Here is a 20,166-nt window from a genome sequence, read left to right on the forward strand (position 1 = left end):
ATAGTGTTTCGGTGGTCATAGCGTGAGGGAAACGCCCGGTTACATACCGAACCCGGAAGCTAAGCCTCACAGCGCCGATGGTACTGCAGGGGGGACCCTGTGGGAGAGTAGGACACCGCCGAACAATCTTTGAGAAAAGGTCGGACCCTGAACTTCGGTTCAGGGTCCGGCCTTTTTCTGTTGTGCGTAACGTGTCGTTCACGTTGCGCGCCCAGCATCCAGCACATGGGAACTGCTGCACTGCTCAGGGCCGCCGGCGTCGGAGCCGGTGACGAGGTCGTCGTACCGGCCTTCGGGAACGCCGAGGTGGCTGAGGCCGTGATAAGGGCCGGCGCGCTCCCGGTGTTCGCCGACATAGACCCGGTGACCTACTGCGTCGCCCCGGAGGCCATCGACGCGGCCATAACCTCCCGTACCGCGGCCGCCGTTGCCGTGCACCGCTTCGGACGGCGGGCCGAGATGGGGCGGTTGCTCGCACTCGGACAGCGCCACGGGCTGCTCGTGCTGGAACACGCCGAGTCCGAGGCGCCCTACGACGAGACAGCGCAGCGCAGGGAGCGGGCCGGCTACCTCGACGCCAGACTCAAGGGCGTCCGGACGCCGGACGGCGGGGACGGGCACACCTACCAGCAGTACGTCGTCCGCGTGCCCGGCAACGGCCGGCCGGACCGGGACGCCTTCGCACGCGCCCTGCGGGCCAAGGGAGTCGACTGCCGGGTGCCGGTGAAGACACCCGTGCACCGGCTGCCGGAGTTCCGCCGCCGCGTGTCACTGCCCGAGACCGAGCTGGCCGCCGACGAGACGCTCGCACTCCCGGTGGACGCCTCACTGACGAAACGCGAGATGCAGCGCATCGTCTCCGCCTGCAACGCGCTCGGCGGACTGCTCCAGCCCGCCTTCTGAACGGGCACCGAACGCATTTGGGAACTCGGCCCTGTCCGGGGTACAGTTTCTTCGTCGCCGCGAGGGAAACCTCGAAAGCGACCGGCCCCTATAGCTCAGTCGGTAGAGCGTCTCCATGGTAAGGAGAAGGTCAACGGTTCGATTCCGTTTGGGGGCTCCGGCGAAAAGGCCCCACCCTTCCGGGTGGGGCCTTTCTCATGCCTCCTGGTGGATTTCCGGGATCCGCATCGTCAGAATCGCCATGTCGTCCGACGGGGCGTCCGAGGCGAAGCGTTCCACCGCGCGCATGATGCGTGCCGCGACCGCCCCCGCCGTCAGGCCCGTGCACGTCGTCAGGACGTCGGCGAGGCCGTCGTCGCCCAGCATGCGCGTACCCTCCCGCCGTTCGGTGACGCCGTCCGTGACGCAGAGCAGCACGTCACCGGGGTCGAGGGTGACCGTCTCCTCGTACAGCTCCAGGTCCTCTATGACGCCCAGCAGTGGCTGCGGTTCGGCCGCCGCCACGACCGTGCCGTCCTGGCGCAGCCGCAGTGGCAGCGGGTGGCCGGCGCAGACCACCTTCAGCTCGGCGCTGCCGTCCTCCTGCGGGCGCAGCTCGCCGTAGAGGAGGGTCAGGAAGCGGCTGCGGTCGCCTTCGTCGAGGATCGCGGAGTTCAGGCGTTCCAGGACCGCCGGCCCCGACAGTCCCTCCCGGGCCAGCAGGCGCAGGGCGTGCCGGGCCAGGCCGGTGACCGCCGCCGCGTTCGGGCCCGTACCGCAGACGTCGCCGATGGCGAATCCGTACGCGCCGTCGCCGATGGGGAAGAGGTCGTAGAAGTCGCCGCCGACCTCGTTGCCCTCGCCGGCCGCGCGGTAGATGACCTCCACCTCGACGTTGTCGATGTGCGGCAGGCCCGGCGGGAGCAGGCTGCGCTGGAGTGCCTGGCTGATGGCCGTGCGCTCCGAGTACAGGCGGGCGTTGTCCAGGGCGAGGGCGGCCCGGCGGCTCAGGTCCTCGGCCAGCTCCAGGTTCTCCTGGCGGAAGTGCTCGTCGGTGGGCTTGCCGAGGGTCAGCATGCCGATGACGCGGTTGCGGGCGACGAGCGGCAGCACGACCGTCTCCCCGCCGACGGCGGAGGCCGTCGCGAGCGTCGGCCCGATGGCGGAGGAGAACTGGGTGGAGCCGCCCGCCAGCCCCAGGCTGCGCATGGAGCTGCGCAGTGCCGCCTGGTGGGCGACCTCACCCGGAATCGTCCAGACGCGGGCGCCGGGCGTGGGCACCGGATCCGGCGGGGAGACCTTCGACAGCAACGACTTGATGCCGTCGATGAGTTCCTCGTCCTCATGCAGGACGTACGACAGGTACGGCTCGGACGCCTGGTCGGCGATGGTGTACACCGCGCACCAGGTGGCCAGGGTGGGGACGGTCATCTGTGCCATCAGGGCCAGCGTCTGGTCCCGGTCCAGGGTGCCGGCGAGCAGGTCGGAGGCCTCGACCAGGAAGCTCAGCGAGCCGCGGCGCAACCGTTCCAGTTCGCCGAGGCGGGCCGACTCGACGGCCAGGGCGATGCGGTCGGCGGCGAACTGGAGGCGCAGGGCCTCCTCGTTGGTGTAGCGGCCGGGTGCCTCCGCCGCGACGCCGAGGGAGCCGGTCAGGCGGCCCTCGACCTTCAGCGGGACGGTGACGACCGAGCGCATGCCGGTGCCGGCGAGCAGCGGGACGGCGCCGGGGACGGCGGCCAGGTCGTCATGGACGGCGGGCATGCGCGCGGAGCCGTAGCGGCCGGGGCCCGCGTCGACGGGCACCCGTGCGAAGCGCTGGCGGGCGGAAGGCAGGCCGGTGGAGGCGCGGACCTCCAGCTCCGTCTCGTCGTCGGTGGCGAGCAGCAGGAACGCGGAGTCGCCGTCGAGCATGTCCCGGGCGCGCTCCACCGTGCGCTGGAGCAGGCCGTCGAGGTCGTCGGGGGCGGGTGAGCCGATGAACACCTCGAACGGATCGGTGTTCTGCCCGTCGCCGGACGAGGCCTGGTCGGTTGCCGGGACGCGGGACGGTGTCTGGAGGACGGCGCGCTCGTGGTCCCGGACCAGCAGGCAGACGGTGGACGGCTCGCCGCCGGTGTCGCGCACCCGCAGGTGGGAGGCGTACACCTGGACCACGCGGCCGTCGGCGCCGCGGATGCCGTAGGTGCCCTCCCAGCGGGACAGCTGGAAGGCCTCGGCGATGCCGGTGCCGGTGCCCGGGGTGTGCGGCCAGGCCGCCAGCTCGGTGAGGGGCTTGCCGACGACCTCGGCCGCGGGGAAGCCGAACAGTTCCTCGGCGTCCTCGTTCCAGGAGCTGACGGTGCCCTTGCGGTCGGCCTGGAGGACCGCGACGCGGACCCGCCCGTCGGCCAGCGGGAGCAGGTCGGCGGGCAGAGCGGGGCCGGCGGTGCGGGTGCCGACCGCGCGTGCGGGCAGGTTGAGCTGGAACCAGACGTTCTTGTGGGTGGGGGTGTAGTCCACGCCCCAGCGGGTGGCCAGGGCCGCGCACAACTGGAGGCCGCGGCCGCCCTCGCGGTCGGGGCTGCCCATGGCGACTGCGCTGCTCTGGACGGGGACCTCGCGCTCCGGGTAGCGGTCGGAGACCTCGATGCGCACGCCGTCCTCGGTGCGCAGGCAGAGCACCTCCGCGTGCGTGCCCGCGTGGACGACCGCGTTGGTCACCAGCTCGCTGGTCAGGACGACGGCGTCGTCGACGATGTCGGCGAACCCCCAGCCCTGGAGGGTGTCGCGGACGAAGGACCGGGCGGTCGCGACCGATCGTCCGACGGGCTCGAAACTGGCAGCCGCGCGCGCGGTGATCACAGAACTCCTCGGCCGGTCGTCGGAGGGCAGCGCTGCGGGGCCGGCCGGCTCGCGCCGCTGTTGCGGCATCGCCTCGCCCGTCGGCTGTGGCTCCGGGGGCTGTCCCTCGGGGATCACTCCGGTGGTCATGGTGTGCGGCCGCCCCTCCGATGCCCGCTCGTGCTCGTGCCACCGCCCAGGCCGGTCGGACCGGTGCGGCTGGACAGCCGCTTGCAAGGTTACTTACCTTCACGGTCCGAGCGGATGCCGGTCGCCGGTGTTCACCCCCCACGGTGTGCGGACGATGTGCGAAGCTGCCGAACTGTTATGGCCTGGTTCGGCCGGGGTGAAACACTGGGCAGGCTTGCGATGGAGGTCGGGTCGGGCTGCGTGCGTTCCGTACGGGCGGGCAGCAGCCCCTGGTGAGGCCGGATCCCGTCTGAGCGGAACTGGCAGGAACACGCAGCAGTAACCGGTGCGCCGAGTGCCCGGTGTGCCGATGACGGCACTCCGGGCGGAAGCGGCCGGCACAGCAGTAGCGGTCTACCCCTCCGGGAGGGACACAGTGGAGTCTGGCGCGGCGACGCGGGGCACGAGGACGCACGCGAAGGGCGGACCGACCCCAGGCAGGAGCGGCGCGACCACCGAGGTGGACACGGCGGCCCTGAACCGGCTGCTGGCGGCGCTCGTGTCGATGCGGGACGGAAACTTCCGCAAGCGGCTCACGGTGTCCGGGGACGGCGTGATGTCGGAGATCGCCGCCGTCTTCAACGAGGTGGCGGACCGCAATCTGCACCTCACCGGCGAACTGTCGCGGGTGCGGCGCATGGTCGGGCGTGAGGGGAAGCTCACGGAGCGGCTGGAGACGGGGGCCTGCGAGGGCTCCTGGGCGGCGGCCGTCGACAACTCCAACGCGCTGGTGGACGATCTCGTCTGGCCCGTTTCGGAGGTCAGTCGGGTGCTCACGGCGGTCGCCGAGGGTGATCTCTCGCCCCGCATGGAACTGCGGACGCAGGGGCCGGACGGCGGCACGGGGCATCCGCTGCGCGGTGAGTTCCTGAAGGTCGGCCGTACCGTCAACAACCTGGTCGACCAGTTGTCGACGTTCACGGACGAGGTCACGCGCGTGGCCAGCGAGGTCGGCACCGAGGGCAAGCTCGGCGGGCAGGCCCAGGTGCGCGGGATGTCGGGTTCGTGGAAGGACCTGACGGAGTCCGTCAACACCATGGCGTACCGGCTGACGGCGCAGGTGCGGGACATCGCGCTGGTGACCACGGCGGTCGCCCGGGGTGATCTGTCCCGCAAGGTGACCGTCCATGTCGCCGGCGAGATGCTGGAACTGAAGAACACCGTCAACACGATGGTGGACCAGCTGTCGTCCTTCTCCTCCGAGGTCACGCGGGTGGCCCGGGAGGTGGGCACCGAGGGCATCCTGGGCGGTCAGGCGCGGGTGCCCGAGGTGGCCGGTGTGTGGAAGGAGCTGACCGACTCCGTCAACACGATGGCCGGCAACCTGACCGCGCAGGTCCGCGGGATCTCGCAGGTCACGACGGCTGTGGCCAGTGGTGACCTGTCGCAGAAGGTGACGGTTCCGGCGCGCGGCGAGGTCGCGCAGCTCGCCGAGACGATCAACCAGATGACCGAGACGCTGCGGATCTTCGCGGACGAGGTCACGCGCGTGGCGAACGAGGTCGGCGCGGAGGGGCGGCTCGGCGGGCAGGCGAACGTGCCGGGTGCGGCCGGGACGTGGAAGGACCTGACGGATTCCGTCAACACGGTGTTCCGGAACCTGACCACGCAGGTGCGGGACATCGCCGCGGTGACGACCGCCGTGGCCAGCGGTGACCTGTCGCAGAAGGTCACCGTGGACGTGGCCGGTGAGATGCTGGAGCTGAAGAACACCGTCAACGGCATGGTGGACCAGCTGTCCTCGTTCGGTGCGGAGGTGACGCGGGTCGCGCGGGAGATCGGTGTCGAGGGCGAGCTGGGCGGCCAGGCGCAGGTGCCGGGTGCGGCCGGGACGTGGAAGGACCTGACGGACTCCGTCAACACCGCGTTCCGCAACCTCACCGGGCAGGTCCGCAACATCGCGCAGGTGACCACGGCGGTGGCCAACGGCGACCTGTCGCAGAAGGTCACCGTGGACGTGTCCGGCGAGATGCTCCAGCTGAAGAACACCGTGAACACGATGGTGGACCAGCTGTCCTCGTTCGCCGACCAGGTCACGCGGATGGCCCGGGACGTGGGCACGGAGGGCCGCCTCGGCGGGCAGGCCCGGGTGGACGGGGTGTCCGGCACCTGGAAGGAGCTGACGGACTCCGTCAACTTCATGGCCGGCAACCTGACCTCGCAGGTGCGCAACATCGCGCAGGTGACCACGGCGGTGGCCAACGGCGACCTGTCGCAGAAGATCGATGTCGACGCGCGCGGCGAGATCCTCGAGCTGAAGAACACGATCAACACGATGGTGGACCAGCTGTCCGCCTTCGCCGACCAGGTGACGCGGGTCGCGCGTGACGTGGGTACGGAGGGCCGGCTCGGCGGGCAGGCGCAGGTGCCCGGGGTCGCCGGTGTGTGGCGGGACCTGACCGACTCCGTGAACGGCATGGCCGGCAACCTCACCGCGCAGGTGCGCAACATCGCGCAGGTCGCCACGGCGGTGGCGCGCGGTGACCTGTCCCAGAAGATCACCGTGGACGCGCGCGGGGAGATCCTGGAGCTGAAGAACACGCTGAACACGATGGTCGACCAGCTGTCGTCGTTCGCCCAGGAGGTCACGCGGGTCGCCCGTGAGGTGGGCACGGAGGGCATGCTCGGCGGGCAGGCCGAGGTCCAGGGTGTCTCCGGCACCTGGAAGGACCTCACGCAGTCCGTGAACTTCATGGCGAACAACCTGACCATCCAGGTGCGCAACATCGCCGAGGTCACCACGGCGGTCGCGAAGGGCGACCTGTCGAAGAAGATCACGGTCGACGCCAAGGGCGAGATCCTCGAACTGGTCACGACGGTCAACACGATGGTCGACCAGCTGTCCAGTTTCGCCGAGCAGGTGACGCGGGTGGCCCGCGAGGTGGGCACCGAGGGCATCCTGGGCGGGCAGGCGCACGTGCCGGGGGTCACCGGCATCTGGAAGGACCTCAGCAACAACGTCAATCTGATGGCCAACAACCTCACCATGCAGGTGCGGAACATCTCCCAGGTGGCCGCGGCGGTCGCCAACGGTGACCTGACGCGGCAGGTGACGATCGAGGCCAGCGGTGAGGTCGCGCAGCTCGCCGACACCATCAACACGATGGTCAAGACGCTGAGTTCGTTCGCCGACCAGGTCACCAAGGTGGCCCGTGAGGTGGGCACGGACGGCATCCTGGGCGGCCAGGCGCACGTACCCGGGGTGGCCGGCACCTGGAAGGACCTCACCGAATCGGTGAACCAGATGGCGTCCAACCTGACCGGTCAGGTCCGCAACATCGCGATGGTGACCACCGCGATCGCCAAGGGCGACCTGACTAAGAAGATCGACATCGACGCGCGCGGTGAGATCCTGGAGCTGAAGACGACGATCAACACGATGGTCGACCAGCTGTCCAGTTTCGCCGAGGAGGTCACGCGCGTGGCCCGCGAGGTGGGCACCGAGGGGCAGCTCGGCGGCCAGGCACGCGTGCGTGACGTCGACGGCACCTGGCGGGACCTCACCGAGTCGGTGAACGAGATGGCCGGGAACCTGACCCGGCAGGTGCGTGCCATCGCGCGCGTGGCGACCGCGGTGACCCGCGGCGATCTCAACCTGAAGATCGACGTGGACGCCTCCGGCGAGATCCAGGAGCTCCAGGACTACATCAACAAGATGATCGCCAACCTGCGCGACACCACGATCGCCAACAAGGAGCAGGACTGGCTGAAGGGCAACCTGGCCCGCATCTCCGCGCTCATGCAGGGCCGCCGGGACCTGGAGGACGTGGCCTCCTTGATCATGAGCGAGCTGACGCCGGTGGTGTCCGCGCAGCACGGCGCGTTCTTCCTGGCGATGCCGCTGATGGAGGGCAAGGCGACCGGTGGCGGCGAGGACGGTTACGAGCTGCGGATGCTGGGCTCGTACGGCTACTCGATGGGCTCCATGCCGACGTCGTTCCGGCCGGGTGAGGCGCTGATCGGCACGGCCGCCGAGGAGAAGCGCACGATCCTGGTGGACAGGGCGCCCAGCGGCTACCTGAAGATCGCCTCCGGGCTCGGCGAGGCTCCGCCCGCGCAGGTGATCGTGCTGCCGGTGCTGTTCGAGGGCGAGGTGCTCGGCGTGATCGAGCTGGCGTCCTTCACGCCGTTCACGCAGATCCAGAAGGACTTCCTCAATCAGATCGCGGAGATGATCGCGACCAGCGTGAACACCATCTCGGTCAACACCAAGACCGAGAAGCTGCTCAAGCAGTCGCAGGAGCTGACCGAGCAGCTGCGGGAGCGGTCGGCCGAGCTGGAGAACCGGCAGAAGGCGCTCCAGGCCTCCAACGCCGAACTGGAGGAGAAGGCCGAGCTGCTGGCCCGGCAGAACCGGGACATCGAGGTGAAGAACACCGAGATCGAGGAGGCCCGGCAGGTCCTGGAGGAGCGTGCCGAGCAGCTCGCGGTGTCGATGCGCTACAAGAGCGAGTTCCTCGCCAACATGTCGCACGAGCTGCGCACGCCGCTCAACTCGCTGCTGATCCTGGCCAAGCTGCTCGCCGACAACGCCGAGGGCAACCTGTCGCCCAAGCAGGTGGAGTTCGCCGAGACGATCCACGGCGCGGGGTCGGACCTGTTGCAGCTGATCAACGACATCCTCGACCTGTCGAAGGTCGAGGCGGGCAAGATGGACGTCTCCCCGACGCGCATCGCGCTCGTGCAGCTCGTGGACTACGTGGAGGCCACCTTCCGGCCGCTGACCGCGGAGAAGGGCCTGGACCTGTCGGTGCGGGTCTCCCCGGAGCTGCCGGCCACCCTGCACACCGACGAGCAGCGGCTGCTCCAGGTGCTGCGGAACCTGTTGTCCAACGCGGTGAAGTTCACCGACTCCGGGTCGGTGGAGCTGGTGATCCGGCCCGCCGGCGCGGCGGTCCCGCAGTCGATCCGGGAGCAACTGCTGGAGGCCGGTTCGCTGGTCGATCCCGAGGGTGAGCTGATCGCGTTCTCGGTGACCGACACCGGTATCGGCATCGCGGCCAGCAAGATGCGGGTGATCTTCGAGGCGTTCAAGCAGGCGGACGGCACGACGAGCCGCAAGTACGGCGGGACCGGGCTCGGCCTGTCGATCTCGCGGGAGATCGCGCAGCTGCTCGGCGGTGAGATCCACGCGCAGAGCGAACCGGGCCGCGGCTCGACGTTCACGCTGTACCTGCCGCTGCACCCGAGCGAGCTGCCGCCGCAGGGCTACCAGCAGCCCGTGGCCGCGCTGGAGGCCGGTGACCTGGTGGCCTCCGAGGCACGCAGGTCCCTGGAGCTGTCGGCCGCGGAGATCGAGACGCCGGCCGAGGTGAAGTCGTACCGGGAGACGCAGAACGGTCCGGCGGCCCTGTTCCGGCGCCGCCGGCGCAGCCTGCCGGCGGAGGAGCAGCGGGCCGGGCAGTGGACGGCGGCGCCGGAGCAGGAGAGCACCTCGCAGCCGGGCCCCGTGGTGCGGTTCGGCGGGGAGAAGGTGCTGATCGTCGACGACGACATCCGCAACGTGTTCGCGCTGACCAGCGTCCTGGAGCAGCACGGCCTCTCGGTGCTGTACGCGGAGAACGGCCGTGAGGGCATCGAGGTGCTGGAGCAGCACGACGATGTGGCGGTCGTGCTGATGGACATCATGATGCCGGAGATGGACGGGTACGCGACGACCACGGCGATCCGCAGGATGCCGCAGTTCGCGGGGCTGCCGATCATCGCGCTCACGGCGAAGGCGATGAAGGGCGACCGGGAGAAGGCGATCGAGTCGGGTGCCTCGGACTACGTCACCAAGCCGGTCGACCCCGACCACCTGCTGTCGGTGATGCGCCAGTGGATGAGTCCGCAGTGAGTGCGGCGGGCCGCGGTACGGCGGGGCGCGGTGGGGCGGGCGGTGCGGCCGGGTGTGGCGTGAACTCGCGGGAACGTCGGGAGGGTGCCGGAGGTTGTTGCATCATGAAGGCGGGGAACACGCAGGAATGCGGGATTCCGGGAACCCTCCGGAGCCCCGCCGCGTTTCCTCTACGTGCACAGTGACATCACGGTGACAGGGTGTGGCGACAGGCGGGGTGCGGCTACGATGACCGGCACAAGGACGGGCGGCGAAAGGGAGTCGTCCCCTGGGGCGGCGCCCGGCGTACCGCCGGGGCGAGGAGGGCGGGCCATGGTGCAGAAGGCCAAGATCCTCCTGGTCGATGACCGGCCGGAGAATCTGCTGGCGCTGGAGGCCATCCTCTCTGCGCTCGATCAGACGCTGGTGCGGGCATCGAGCGGGGAGGAAGCGCTCAAAGCGCTGCTCACGGACGATTTCGCGGTCATCCTGCTGGATGTCCAGATGCCGGGCATGGACGGCTTCGAGACGGCGGCGCACATCAAGCGGCGCGAGCGGACCCGTGACATCCCGATCATCTTCCTCACGGCGATCAACCACGGCCCGCACCACACCTTCCGGGGCTACGCGGCCGGCGCGGTGGACTACATCTCCAAGCCGTTCGACCCGTGGGTGCTGCGCGCGAAGGTCTCGGTCTTCGTCGAGCTGTACATGAAGAACTGCCAGCTGCGTGAGCAGGCGGCGCTGCTGCGGCTCCAGTTGGAAGGCGGCGCCGGCAAGGGCGCGGTCGCCGGCCGGGAGCCGGCCGGGCTGCTCGCGGAGCTGTCCGCGCGGCTCGCGGCCGTCGAGGAGCAGGCCGAGGCGCTGTCCAAGCAGCTGGACGACGACTCCGCGGACGCGGCGGCCGTCGCCACGGCGGCCCATCTGGAGCGCAAGCTCACCGGGTTGCGCCGCGCGCTCGACGCCTTGGAGCCGGGCACGGGCGGCGGTGCCTCCCTGCCGTCCCAGAACTGACGCGTGCCGGGTCCCGCGTTGCCGATGAGCGGGCGTCAGTTCCGGTCCTCCGCAGGCGCGACACGAACGGGTGAAGCTGTGGGCACACGTGTCCGCCGTCGTCTCCCCCGGTAACCTCACACCCATGGCCTCACGTCCGTCCGCAGCCAAGAAGCAGCCCGCGAAGAAGGTGGCAGCTCCCGCGAAGGCTCCGGTGAAGAGGGCCGCCGTGAAGAAGGCCGCGGCCAGGAAGGCGCCCGCCAGGAAGCCGGCGGCCAGGAAGGCCGTGCCGCCGAGGCCGGCTCCCAGCGCCACCGGAGGGCTCTACCGGCTTGTGCGCGCCCTCTGGCTGGGTCTCGCGCACGCCGTCGGCGCCGTCTTCCGCGGCATAGGGCAGGGCGCGAAGAACCTCGACCCGGCCCACCGCAAGGACGGCGTCGCCCTGCTGCTGTTCGGTGTCGCCCTGATCGTCGCCGCCGGCACCTGGGCGGACCTGAAGGGGCCCGTCGGCGACCTGGTGAAGATGCTCGTCACCGGCGCCTTCGGCCGGCTCGACCTGCTGGTGCCGATACTGCTCGCGGTGATCGCCGTACGGTTCGTACGGCATCCCGAGAAGCCGGAGGCCAACGGCCGGATCGTGATCGGCCTGTCGGCACTCGTCGTCGGTGTGCTCGGCCAGGTCCACATCGCCTGCGGCGCGCCCGCGCGCAGCGCCGGCATGCAGGCCATAAGGGACGCCGGCGGCCTCATCGGCTGGGCGGCGGCCACCCCGCTGACGTACACCATGAGCGAGGTGCTCGCCGTACCCCTGCTGGTGCTGCTGACGGTGTTCGGCCTGCTGGTGGTGACCGCCACCCCGGTCAACGCCGTCCCGCAGCGGCTGCGGGCGCTCGGCGTGAGCCTGGGGCTGCTGCCCGACCACGAGGACGACGGGTTCGCCGAGGACGGCGCGTACTACGGCGAGGACTACGACGAGCAGTGGCGCGAGGCGCCGCCGGCGCGTCCGCGCGGACGCGCCCGCGCCCCCCGGGCGTACGACCCCGGCAGGGCCGAGGAGGAGGCCCTCTCGCAGCGCCGCGGGCGCCCCAGGCGCTCCGCCGTGCCCCAGCCGGATCCGCAGCGGCATCCGGACGCCGTGGACGTCGCCGCGGCCGCCGCCGCCGCGCTCGACGGTGCCGTGCAGCACGGCATGCCGCCGTCCCCGCTCGTCGCCGACCTCACGCAGGGGGTGGGTGCGGACCACCGCGAGGCCACCGCCCCGGTGTCCGCGCCGCCGCTCTCGCCCTCGCCGGTCGCGGCACCCGCGACCCCGCCCGTGCCCGCCCCGGCGCCCCGGCCGAAGCAGGAACGGGTCGCGTCCGGACCTGTGCCGGATCTGACCAAGAAGGCCCCCGAGGTGCCCCGGGAGCTGCCCTCGCGCGCGGAACAGCTCCAGCTGTCCGGTGACATCACCTACGCGCTGCCCTCGCTGGACCTGCTCCGGCGCGGCGGCCCCGGCAAGGCGCGCAGCGCGGCCAACGACGCGGTCGTCGCCTCGCTCACCCAGGTGTTCACGGAGTTCAAGGTCGACGCGGCCGTGACCGGCTTCACCCGCGGCCCGACGGTCACCCGCTACGAGGTCGAGCTGGGCCCCGCCGTGAAGGTCGAGCGGATCACCGCGCTCACCAAGAACATCGCCTACGCGGTGGCCAGCCCCGACGTGCGGATCATCAGCCCGATCCCCGGCAAGTCCGCGGTCGGCATCGAGATCCCGAACACCGACCGGGAGATGGTCAACCTCGGTGACGTCCTGCGTCTCGCGGAGTCCGCCGAGGACGACGACCCGATGCTGGTCGCCTTCGGCAAGGACGTCGAGGGCGGGTACGTCATGCACTCGCTGGCGAAGATGCCGCACATGCTGGTCGCCGGCGCGACCGGTTCCGGCAAGTCGTCCTGCATCAACTGCCTGATCACCTCGGTCATGATGCGGGCGACCCCGGAAGACGTCCGCATGATCCTCGTCGACCCCAAGCGCGTCGAGCTGACCGCCTACGAGGGCATCCCGCACCTGATCACGCCGATCATCACGAATCCCAAGCGGGCCGCCGAGGCACTGCAGTGGGTCGTGCGCGAGATGGACCTCAGGTACGACGACCTGGCCGCCTACGGATACCGGCACATCGACGACTTCAACCGCGCGGTGCGCGAGGGCAAGGTCAAGCCGCCCGAGGGCAGCGAGCGGGAGCTGCAGCCGTACCCGTACCTGCTGGTGATCGTCGACGAGCTGGCCGACCTGATGATGGTGGCGCCGCGGGACGTCGAGGACGCGATCGTGCGCATCACGCAGCTCGCGCGCGCGGCCGGCATCCACCTGGTGCTCGCCACCCAGCGCCCGTCGGTGGACGTGGTCACCGGTCTGATCAAGGCCAACGTGCCCTCCCGGCTGGCCTTCGCCACCTCCTCCCTCGCCGACTCCCGGGTCATCCTCGACCAGCCGGGCGCCGAGAAACTGATCGGCAAGGGCGACGGCCTGTTCCTGCCGATGGGCGCGAACAAGCCGACCCGTATGCAGGGCGCGTTCGTGACCGAGGAGGAGGTCGCGGTCGTCGTCCAGCACTGCAAGGACCAGATGGCGCCCGTCTTCCGGGACGATGTCACGGTCGGCAGCAAGCAGAAGAGGGAGATCGACGAGGACATCGGCGACGACCTCGACCTGCTGTGCCAGGCGGCCGAACTGGTCGTCTCCACCCAGTTCGGGTCGACGTCCATGCTCCAGCGCAAGCTGCGCGTCGGCTTCGCCAAGGCCGGGCGGCTCATGGACCTGATGGAGTCCCGCAACATCGTGGGACCGAGCGAGGGCTCCAAGGCGCGTGACGTCCTGGTGAAACCCGACGAACTGGACGGCGTGCTCGCGGTCATACGCGGGGAGAGTGAGGGGTAGCGCGAAGGAGCGTCCGGCGGACGTGGGTTACGCCGACCGGCCGGACCCCGTGACCCACCCGTTAGACATCGGTGAGCAACCGTTTCCCTTGGTCGTACGTCCAGTTGAGCGAGAGGACAGGTAGGCCCTCCATCCTGGGGTACCAGCCTGTCCGGCCGTCGGTGTTCCGGGCCGATCCGACGGCGTACAAAGTCCCGCCGCCCGCTTGCCCCACCCTTTCGTACCCCCCCTAGACTGAGCTTCCAGCACAGGTGGCTACACGCTCGAAAGGCGCCCCCGTGTCCCTCGGCAACTCCCCTGAAGACGAGCGTCCGATCCCAGACGAGTTCCACGAGGCCCGGCCCTCCGTAGGCCGTGCCTTGCAGCAGGCGCGGATCGCGGCCGGGCTGACGGTGGACGACGTCAGCAGTGCCACTCGCGTCCGACTCGCCATCGTGCACGCCATCGAGGCGGACGACTTCACCCCCTGCGGCGGCGACGTGTACGCCCGGGGGCACATCCGGACGCTGGCCCGGGCCGTCCACCTCGATCCCGGTCCGCTGATCGCCCGGTACGACGCCGAGCACGGCGGCCGTCCCGCACCCACCCCCGCCGCACCCATGTTCGAGGCGGAGCGGATCCGGCCCGAGCGCCGCGGCCCGAACTGGACCGCGGCCATGGTCGCCGCGATCGTCGTGGTGATCGGCTTCGTCGGGTTCACCGCCGTCAAGGGCGGCGACGGCGGCTCCCGGGCGCAGGTCGCCGAGGGCGCCACGCCCGCCGCCGGCAAGACCGCCTCGGCGACGCCGAAGAAGGCGAAGCCCGCCGCGCCGACCGGCGAGCCCTCCGACAGCGCCATCGCCGCCGCGCCCCAGGACAAGGTGACCGTCCAGGTCAGCGCGCCCGACGGACGCAGCTGGATCTCGGCCAAGGACCACAACGGCCGGATGCTCTTCGACGGGCTGCTGAAGAAGGGCGAGTCGAAGACGTTCCAGGACAGCACCAAGATCAACCTGATCCTGGGCGACGCGGGCGCCATCGACCTGTACGTCAACGGCAAGAAGATCGACGACACCTTCAAGCCCGGCGCGGTGGAGCGGCTGACCTACACCAAGGGCGACCCGGTGGCCGGCTGACCGGCCCGCGGCGCGGATGTGACGGAGTCGGCCGGCCTCGGCCAACCCCGTCGACATGGGCTGTCAGCGGGACGAAGTAGTCTTGAGCCCATGCCTGAACGCCGTACCGTCGCACTCGTCACTCTCGGCTGCGCTCGTAACGAGGTGGATTCCGAGGAGCTCGCAGGCCGTTTGGAGGCGGACGGCTGGCAGCTCGTCGAGGACGCCGCGGACGCCGACGTCGCCGTGGTCAACACCTGCGGTTTCGTGGAGGCCGCCAAGAAGGACTCCGTCGACGCCCTGCTGGAGGCCAACGACCTCAAGGACCACGGCAGAACCCAGGCCGTGGTGGCCGTGGGGTGCATGGCCGAGCGGTACGGCAAGGAGCTGGCCGAAGCGCTGCCCGAGGCCGACGGCGTGCTCGGCTTCGACGACTACGCGGACATCTCCGACCGTCTCCAGACCATCCTCTCCGGCGGCATCCACGCCGCTCACACTCCGCGCGACCGGCGCAAACTGCTCCCGATCAGCCCCGCCGAGCGACAGGAGTCGGCCACGGCGGTGGCGCTGCCGGGACACGCCCCGGCCGACCTCCCCGAGGGGGTCGCGCCCGCCTCCGGCCCCCGCGCGCCGCTGCGCCGCCGGCTGGACGGCGCCCCCGTCGCCTCGGTCAAGCTCGCCTCGGGCTGCGACCGGCGCTGCTCGTTCTGCGCCATCCCCTCCTTCCGCGGCTCCTTCATCTCCCGCCGCCCCAGCGACGTCCTCAACGAGACCCGCTGGCTGGCCGAGCAGGGCGTCAAGGAGATCATGCTGGTCTCCGAGAACAACACCTCCTACGGCAAGGACCTCGGCGACATCCGCCTGCTGGAGTCCCTCCTGCCGGAGCTGGCCGAGGTCGACGGCATCGAGCGGGTGCGGGTGAGCTACCTCCAGCCGGCCGAGATGCGCCCGGGCCTGATCGACGTGCTGACCTCCACGCCGAAGGTCGCGCCCTACTTCGACCTGTCCTTCCAGCACTCCGCGCCCGACGTGCTGCGCGCCATGCGCCGCTTCGGCGACACCGACCGGTTCCTCGAACTGCTCGACACCATCCGAGGCAAGGCACCCCAGGCCGGCGTGCGCTCCAACTTCATCGTCGGCTTCCCCGGCGAGACCGAGTCCGACCTGGCCGAACTGGAGCGCTTCCTCAACGGCGCCCGGCTGGACGCCATCGGCGTCTTCGGCTACTCCGACGAGGACGGCACGGAAGCGGCGACGTACGAGAACAAGCTGGACGAGGACCTCGTCGCCGAGCGGCTGGCGCGGATCTCCCGGCTCGCCGAGGAACTCGTCTCGCAGCGGGCCGAGGAGCGCGTCGGCGAGACCGTCCACGTCCTGGTGGAGTCCGTCGACGAGGAGGAGGGCGTCCACGGCCGGGCCGAGCACCAGGCCCCGGAGACCGACGGCCACGTCCTGCTCACGAGCGGCGCCGGCCTGCGGGTCGGACGTATGGTCGAGGCGAAGGTGGTCGGTACGGAAGGTGTCGACCTGGTCGCCGAGCCGCTGACCGGCTCGCTCGCGTGTAGTGAGGAGGCGGGCAGATGACCGGAGTCCCGGCATCCGCCGCGGGCGGCTCCTCCGGCGCGCAGGGCACTCCGGGCACCGCCGCCGCTGCCGACGGCGACACGTCCGAGGTCTCCGGTTCTGCTTCGGGCCCGACCACGGCCCACGAGGGCGGCGGCAAGCCGGCCCGCGGCGGGAAGATCGCGGCCGCGGCCGTCAACCAGGCCAGCGTCTGGAACGTCGCCAATCTGCTGACGATGCTCCGGCTGGTCCTGGTGCCGGGCTTCGTGGCCCTGATGCTGGCCGACGGCGGTCACGACCCGGCCTGGCGCTCGCTGGCCTGGGCGTCCTTCGCCGTCGCCATGATCACCGACCTGTTCGACGGGCATCTGGCGCGCACGTACGACCTGGTCACCGACTTCGGGAAGATCGCCGACCCCATCGCCGACAAGGCGATCATGGGGGCGGCGCTCGTCTGCCTGTCGGCGCTGGACGATCTGCCGTGGTGGGTCACGGTCGTCATCCTCGGCCGGGAACTGGGCATCACCCTGCTGCGTTTCCTGGTCATCCGCTACGGCGTGATCCCCGCCAGCCGGGGCGGCAAGCTCAAGACGCTCACCCAGGGCGTGGCCGTCGGGATGTACGTCCTGCCGCTGACGGGATGGCTGGCCAGCCTCAGGTTCTGGGTGATGGCCGCGGCGGTCGTCCTCACGGTCGTCACCGGCCTCGACTACGTAAGACAGGCCATTGTGCTGCGGCGGCAGGGAATCGCCGAGCGCGCGGCGGCGTTGGAGGAGAAGGAAGCGTGAGTTCCGCGGCCACCGAGCTGGTGCGACTACTGACAGTGAGGGGCGAGACCCTCGCCGTCGCCGAGTCGCTGACCGGGGGCCTGGTAGCCGCGGAGATCACGGGTGTGCCCGGGGCGTCCCGGGTGTTCCGGGGCTCGGTCACGGCCTACGCCACCGAGCTGAAGCACCGGCTGCTGGGCGTGGACGCCACTCTGCTGGCCCAGCGGGGAGCGGTGGATCCGCAGGTCGCGGCAGAGATGGCGGCCGGAGTCCGTGAGGCGCTGGGAGCCGACTGGGGCATAGCGACCACCGGGGTCGCCGGCCCCGACCCCCAGGACGGCCGACCCGTCGGGACGGTGTACGTCGCCGTCGCCGGACCGTCCACCGCCCGGACCGGTTCTGCCGGTGGCGGAAAAGTGGAGGGTCTGCGGTTGAACGGCAGCCGTACGGAAATTCGTATGGAGAGTGTACGGAGCGTACTCGCAGTGCTTCTGGAGCGGCTTGCGGGCGAACAGACCGGGAATGAGCGGGCACAGGATACGGAACGGAACGGGGGGTATTGATGTTTGCAGCCCTGAGTGAACACGACATCGCTCCCCGCACGGCCGCGGCGCGAGGCGGTACGGTGGGGCGAGAAGGATGCGGCTACGCGGTCCGAGGAGGGAGCCACCGATGATTCTGCTCCGTCGCCTGCTGGGTGACGTGCTGCGTCGGCAGCGCCAACGCCAGGGCCGTACTCTGCGCGAAGTCTCCTCGTCCGCCCGAGTCTCGCTCGGCTATCTCTCCGAGGTGGAGCGGGGGCAGAAGGAGGCTTCCTCCGAGCTGCTCGCCGCCATCTGCGACGCGCTGGACGTACGGATGTCGGAACTCATGCGAGAGGTGAGCGACGAACTGGCGCTCGCCGAACTGGCCCAGTCCGCCGCGGCCCAGCACGTGCCCGCGCCGGTCCGGCCGATGCTGGGTTCCGTCTCGGTGACCGGCGTGCCACCGGAACGGGTGACCATCAAGGCACCCGCGGAGGCCGTGGACGTGGTCGCCGCCTAGGGTGCGCCCACGCGGCCCGAAAAACCGATACGAGTGAGGCCCCGGCCGGCTCTCCCCAGTGACCCCTGGGAAGCCGGCCGGGGCTTCCGCTTCCTCACGGCGCCCCGCGCGGGCTCCCGGTCCTTCGTCCGTTTGCCGGAGTCGGGCGGTGCGGTCATCGTGGAGGGACGTGACGGGGCCGAAGCACCGGAGGAAGCGGATGTACGTTGTGAAGAGCCCGTTGGCCGACGCGGACCTGAAGACCGTGTCCGAGGCCCTCCAGGGTGCCCTCGTCGACCTGGTGGACCTCGCCCTGGTCGCCAAGCAGATCCACTGGAACGTCGTCGGGCCCCGCTTCCGCTCCGTCCACCTCCAGCTCGACGAGGTGGTCGACTCCGCCCGCACCCACTCCGACACCGTGGCCGAGCGGGCCTCGGCGCTGGGCGTCCCGCCCGACGGGCGCGCCGCCTCGGTGGCGTCCGGGAGCGGCATCGGCACCGCCCCGGCGGGATGGGTCAAGGACACGGACGCGGTCGGCACGATGGTGGACGCGCTCGGTGCGGTGATCGTCCGCATGCGGGAACGGGTGAACGCGACCGGCGAGGCGGACCCGGTGTCCCAGGACATCTTCATCGGCATCACCGCCGACCTGGAGAAGCATCACTGGATGTTCCAGGCGGAGCACGCCTAGCGGCTCACCGGAGGACGACGGCCCGGTGCCGGGCCGTCGGTGGAGCGAGTGGTCCGGCGTTGTTTCGGTGAGCCCGTGGTGCGCCTCCCGAGCGGGACGGGCGACGCTCTGGCGTCCGGCTGGAGGTGGTGGCGGGCATGGTGGGGCGAATAGTGCGCTATGGGGTGGCGCTCGGCTGCGGCGCCGCCTGGTGGTGGGCCGCGCTGCGGCTCGCCATGGGCGAGGGCCCGGGTGTGCTGGAAGGTGCCGTCGTGGTGGGCGGCTGGGGGCTGAGCCTGCTGCCCGTGCACTGCGCGCCCAAGCGGCGCGCGGCCGGGGCCGTGCCCGCCGGCCGCTGGGAGGCCGCTTGGCGGGCGGACGACATCGTCACGGCGCCGCAGCCCCCTTCGGGTGAGGTGCCCGACTCCCCGTGAAGGCGCGGTGGCGCCGGCGTGTGACGGTTGGGGGCGTGGGGGTGCCGGTGTGCGGGGTGGTGACGTGCGGCGGTGCCGGGGCGTGGCGGTGGCGAGGTGCCGGGATGCCTCGGTGGCGGGCGGTCAGCCGGTGCGGCGGGGGTACTTCTCGCGCCAGCGCTGCGGTGAGCCCGGTGCGGGAGTGGGGCCCGTCTGGCAGGTGGGGCACCAGTACGTGGGCCGTTCCTGCGAGCCGTCGCCCTGGTCGGCCACCCGCACCGGGGTGCGGCAGCGCAGGCACGGGCGGGACGCGCGGCCGTAGACGAACAGGTCCTGCCGGGGCAGGCCGGTGGTCTGCCGGACGGGGCGGTCGCGGTTCGCCTCCAGCAGCTTCTTGGCCAGGAGGGGCAGCTTCTCGGCGCGGTCCGCGGGGAGTGCGCCGGCCGGCAGCCAGGGGGTCACGCCGAGTAGGAAGCACAGCTCGCTCTTGTACACGTTGCCGATGCCGGCCAGGTTGCGCTGGTCGAGCAGGGCCTCGCCGAGCTGACGGGCCGGGTCCGCGAGGATGTTGGCCAGGGCGCGCCCGGGATTCCAGTCCGGGCCGAGCAGGTCGGGGCCGAGGTGGCCGACGACCCGTTCCTCGTCGGTCGTGTGCAGCAGCTCCAGGACCGTGAGGCGGTAGCCGACGGCCGCGCGGTCCGCGGTGGTGAGGACGGCGCGGATCTGGTGCGACGGGCCGCCCCGCCAGCGCTCGCCCGTGCCGAACACCTTCCACGCTCCCTCCATGCGCAGATGGGTGTGCAGGGTCAGACCGCCCTCGAACCGGGTGAGCAGGTGCTTGCCGCGCGGGATCGTGTTCAGCACCGTGCGGCCGGCCAGGTCCACCGTCGCGTACTTCGGCACCCGGAAGTCGCTCCGGGTCAGCGCCCTGCCCGCGAGGGCCTCGTGCAGCCGCCGCGCGGCCTGCCAGACCGTGTCACCTTCGGGCATGCGTCAAGGGTGCCACGCGCTCGG

The 20,166-nt window shown here is 71.0% G+C and carries 13 protein-coding genes, 1 tRNA gene and 1 rRNA gene; 13 read left to right on the plus strand and 2 right to left on the minus strand.

The features are described from left to right. Window positions 1-7: 7 nt before the first annotated feature. From rrf to ACGFT1_RS05220, 3 genes are all read left to right on the plus strand, one after another. Window positions 8-124 (plus strand): 5S ribosomal RNA (gene rrf, locus ACGFT1_RS05210). A gap of 101 nt (window positions 125-225) precedes the next feature. Beyond that, on the plus strand, window positions 226-903 hold the full coding sequence (locus ACGFT1_RS05215) for a DegT/DnrJ/EryC1/StrS family aminotransferase (protein ID WP_373907673.1): 678 nt from the start codon (window positions 226-228) through the stop codon (window positions 901-903). 84 nt (window positions 904-987) lie between these two features. Beyond that, a tRNA-Thr gene (locus ACGFT1_RS05220) sits at window positions 988-1,060 on the plus strand. A 38-nt stretch (window positions 1,061-1,098) separates the two neighbouring features. Here the strand turns inward: ACGFT1_RS05220 and ACGFT1_RS05225 are convergent. Continuing rightward, entirely contained in the window at window positions 1,099-3,855 is a 2,757-nt protein-coding gene (locus tag ACGFT1_RS05225; protein ID WP_373907674.1) for a SpoIIE family protein phosphatase, read from the minus strand. Window positions 3,856-4,270: 415 nt separating this feature from the next. On the opposite strand from ACGFT1_RS05225, the gene ACGFT1_RS05230 reads away from it, so the two are divergent. The 10 genes from ACGFT1_RS05230 (at window position 4,271) to ACGFT1_RS05275 (ending at window position 19,173) form a co-directional block, all read left to right on the plus strand. Further along, on the plus strand, window positions 4,271-9,730 hold the full coding sequence (locus tag ACGFT1_RS05230) for a HAMP domain-containing protein (protein WP_373907675.1): 5,460 nt from the start codon (window positions 4,271-4,273) through the stop codon (window positions 9,728-9,730). Window positions 9,731-10,042: 312 nt separating this feature from the next. After that, window positions 10,043-10,723: a response regulator gene (locus ACGFT1_RS05235; RefSeq protein ID WP_356825372.1), complete on the plus strand. Its 681-nt coding sequence runs from the start codon at window positions 10,043-10,045 to the stop codon at window positions 10,721-10,723. Window positions 10,724-10,847: 124 nt separating this feature from the next. Then, window positions 10,848-13,622 (plus strand): DNA translocase FtsK, encoded by a 2,775-nt coding sequence (locus tag ACGFT1_RS05240; protein WP_373907676.1) that lies wholly within the window; start codon window positions 10,848-10,850, stop codon window positions 13,620-13,622. A gap of 278 nt (window positions 13,623-13,900) precedes the next feature. After that, window positions 13,901-14,737 (plus strand): helix-turn-helix domain-containing protein, encoded by an 837-nt coding sequence (locus tag ACGFT1_RS05245; RefSeq protein WP_373907677.1) that lies wholly within the window; start codon window positions 13,901-13,903, stop codon window positions 14,735-14,737. Window positions 14,738-14,827: 90 nt separating this feature from the next. Beyond that, entirely contained in the window at window positions 14,828-16,300 is a 1,473-nt protein-coding gene (gene rimO / locus ACGFT1_RS05250) for a 30S ribosomal protein S12 methylthiotransferase RimO (RefSeq protein WP_373907678.1), read from the plus strand. Next, window positions 16,297-17,067, plus strand: a complete 771-nt coding sequence (pgsA, locus tag ACGFT1_RS05255; protein WP_373907679.1) for a CDP-diacylglycerol--glycerol-3-phosphate 3-phosphatidyltransferase — start codon at window positions 16,297-16,299, stop codon at window positions 17,065-17,067. The genes rimO and pgsA overlap by 4 nt, the downstream gene beginning before the upstream one ends. Continuing rightward, the gene (locus ACGFT1_RS05260) at window positions 17,064-17,609 is read left to right on the plus strand and encodes a CinA family protein (protein WP_373907680.1); all 546 of its coding nucleotides are present in this window, start codon (window positions 17,064-17,066) and stop codon (window positions 17,607-17,609) included. Before pgsA ends, ACGFT1_RS05260 begins: the two co-directional genes overlap by 4 nt. A 109-nt stretch (window positions 17,610-17,718) precedes the next feature. Continuing rightward, window positions 17,719-18,090, plus strand: coding sequence for a helix-turn-helix domain-containing protein (locus ACGFT1_RS05265; RefSeq protein ID WP_373907681.1), 372 nt, complete (start codon window positions 17,719-17,721; stop codon window positions 18,088-18,090). A gap of 199 nt (window positions 18,091-18,289) precedes the next feature. Then, entirely contained in the window at window positions 18,290-18,760 is a 471-nt protein-coding gene (locus ACGFT1_RS05270; protein ID WP_373907682.1) for a Dps family protein, read from the plus strand. Window positions 18,761-18,897: 137 nt separating this feature from the next. Continuing rightward, window positions 18,898-19,173, plus strand: coding sequence for a hypothetical protein (locus ACGFT1_RS05275; protein ID WP_373907683.1), 276 nt, complete (start codon window positions 18,898-18,900; stop codon window positions 19,171-19,173). A gap of 123 nt (window positions 19,174-19,296) precedes the next feature. Here ACGFT1_RS05275 and ACGFT1_RS05280 read toward each other — a convergent pair whose 3' ends face one another. Next, window positions 19,297-20,142: a DNA-formamidopyrimidine glycosylase family protein gene (locus ACGFT1_RS05280; RefSeq protein ID WP_373907684.1), complete on the minus strand. Its 846-nt coding sequence runs from the start codon at window positions 20,140-20,142 to the stop codon at window positions 19,297-19,299. Window positions 20,143-20,166 lie beyond the last annotated feature (24 nt).

This window comes from Streptomyces sp. Y20 (assembly GCF_043195475.1).
Classification (GTDB): Bacteria; Actinomycetota; Actinomycetes; order Streptomycetales; family Streptomycetaceae; genus Streptomyces.

Bases quoted from the DNA above. Each gene is read 5' to 3' on its own strand.
- ACGFT1_RS05215 (WP_373907673.1), top strand. From the start codon at position 226: ATGGGAACTGCTGCACTGCTCAGGGCCGCCGGCGTCGGAGCCGGTGAC.
- ACGFT1_RS05225 (WP_373907674.1), bottom strand. From the start codon at position 3,855: ATGACCACCGGAGTGATCCCCGAGGGACAGCCCCCGGAGCCACAGCCG.
- ACGFT1_RS05235 (WP_356825372.1), top strand. From the start codon at position 10,043: ATGGTGCAGAAGGCCAAGATCCTCCTGGTCGATGACCGGCCGGAGAAT.
- ACGFT1_RS05240 (WP_373907676.1), top strand. From the start codon at position 10,848: ATGGCCTCACGTCCGTCCGCAGCCAAGAAGCAGCCCGCGAAGAAGGTG.
- rimO (WP_373907678.1), top strand. From the start codon at position 14,828: ATGCCTGAACGCCGTACCGTCGCACTCGTCACTCTCGGCTGCGCTCGT.
- pgsA (WP_373907679.1), top strand. From the start codon at position 16,297: ATGACCGGAGTCCCGGCATCCGCCGCGGGCGGCTCCTCCGGCGCGCAG.
- ACGFT1_RS05265 (WP_373907681.1), top strand. From the start codon at position 17,719: ATGATTCTGCTCCGTCGCCTGCTGGGTGACGTGCTGCGTCGGCAGCGC.
- ACGFT1_RS05270 (WP_373907682.1), top strand. From the start codon at position 18,290: ATGTACGTTGTGAAGAGCCCGTTGGCCGACGCGGACCTGAAGACCGTG.
- ACGFT1_RS05275 (WP_373907683.1), top strand. From the start codon at position 18,898: ATGGTGGGGCGAATAGTGCGCTATGGGGTGGCGCTCGGCTGCGGCGCC.
- ACGFT1_RS05280 (WP_373907684.1), bottom strand. From the start codon at position 20,142: ATGCCCGAAGGTGACACGGTCTGGCAGGCCGCGCGGCGGCTGCACGAG.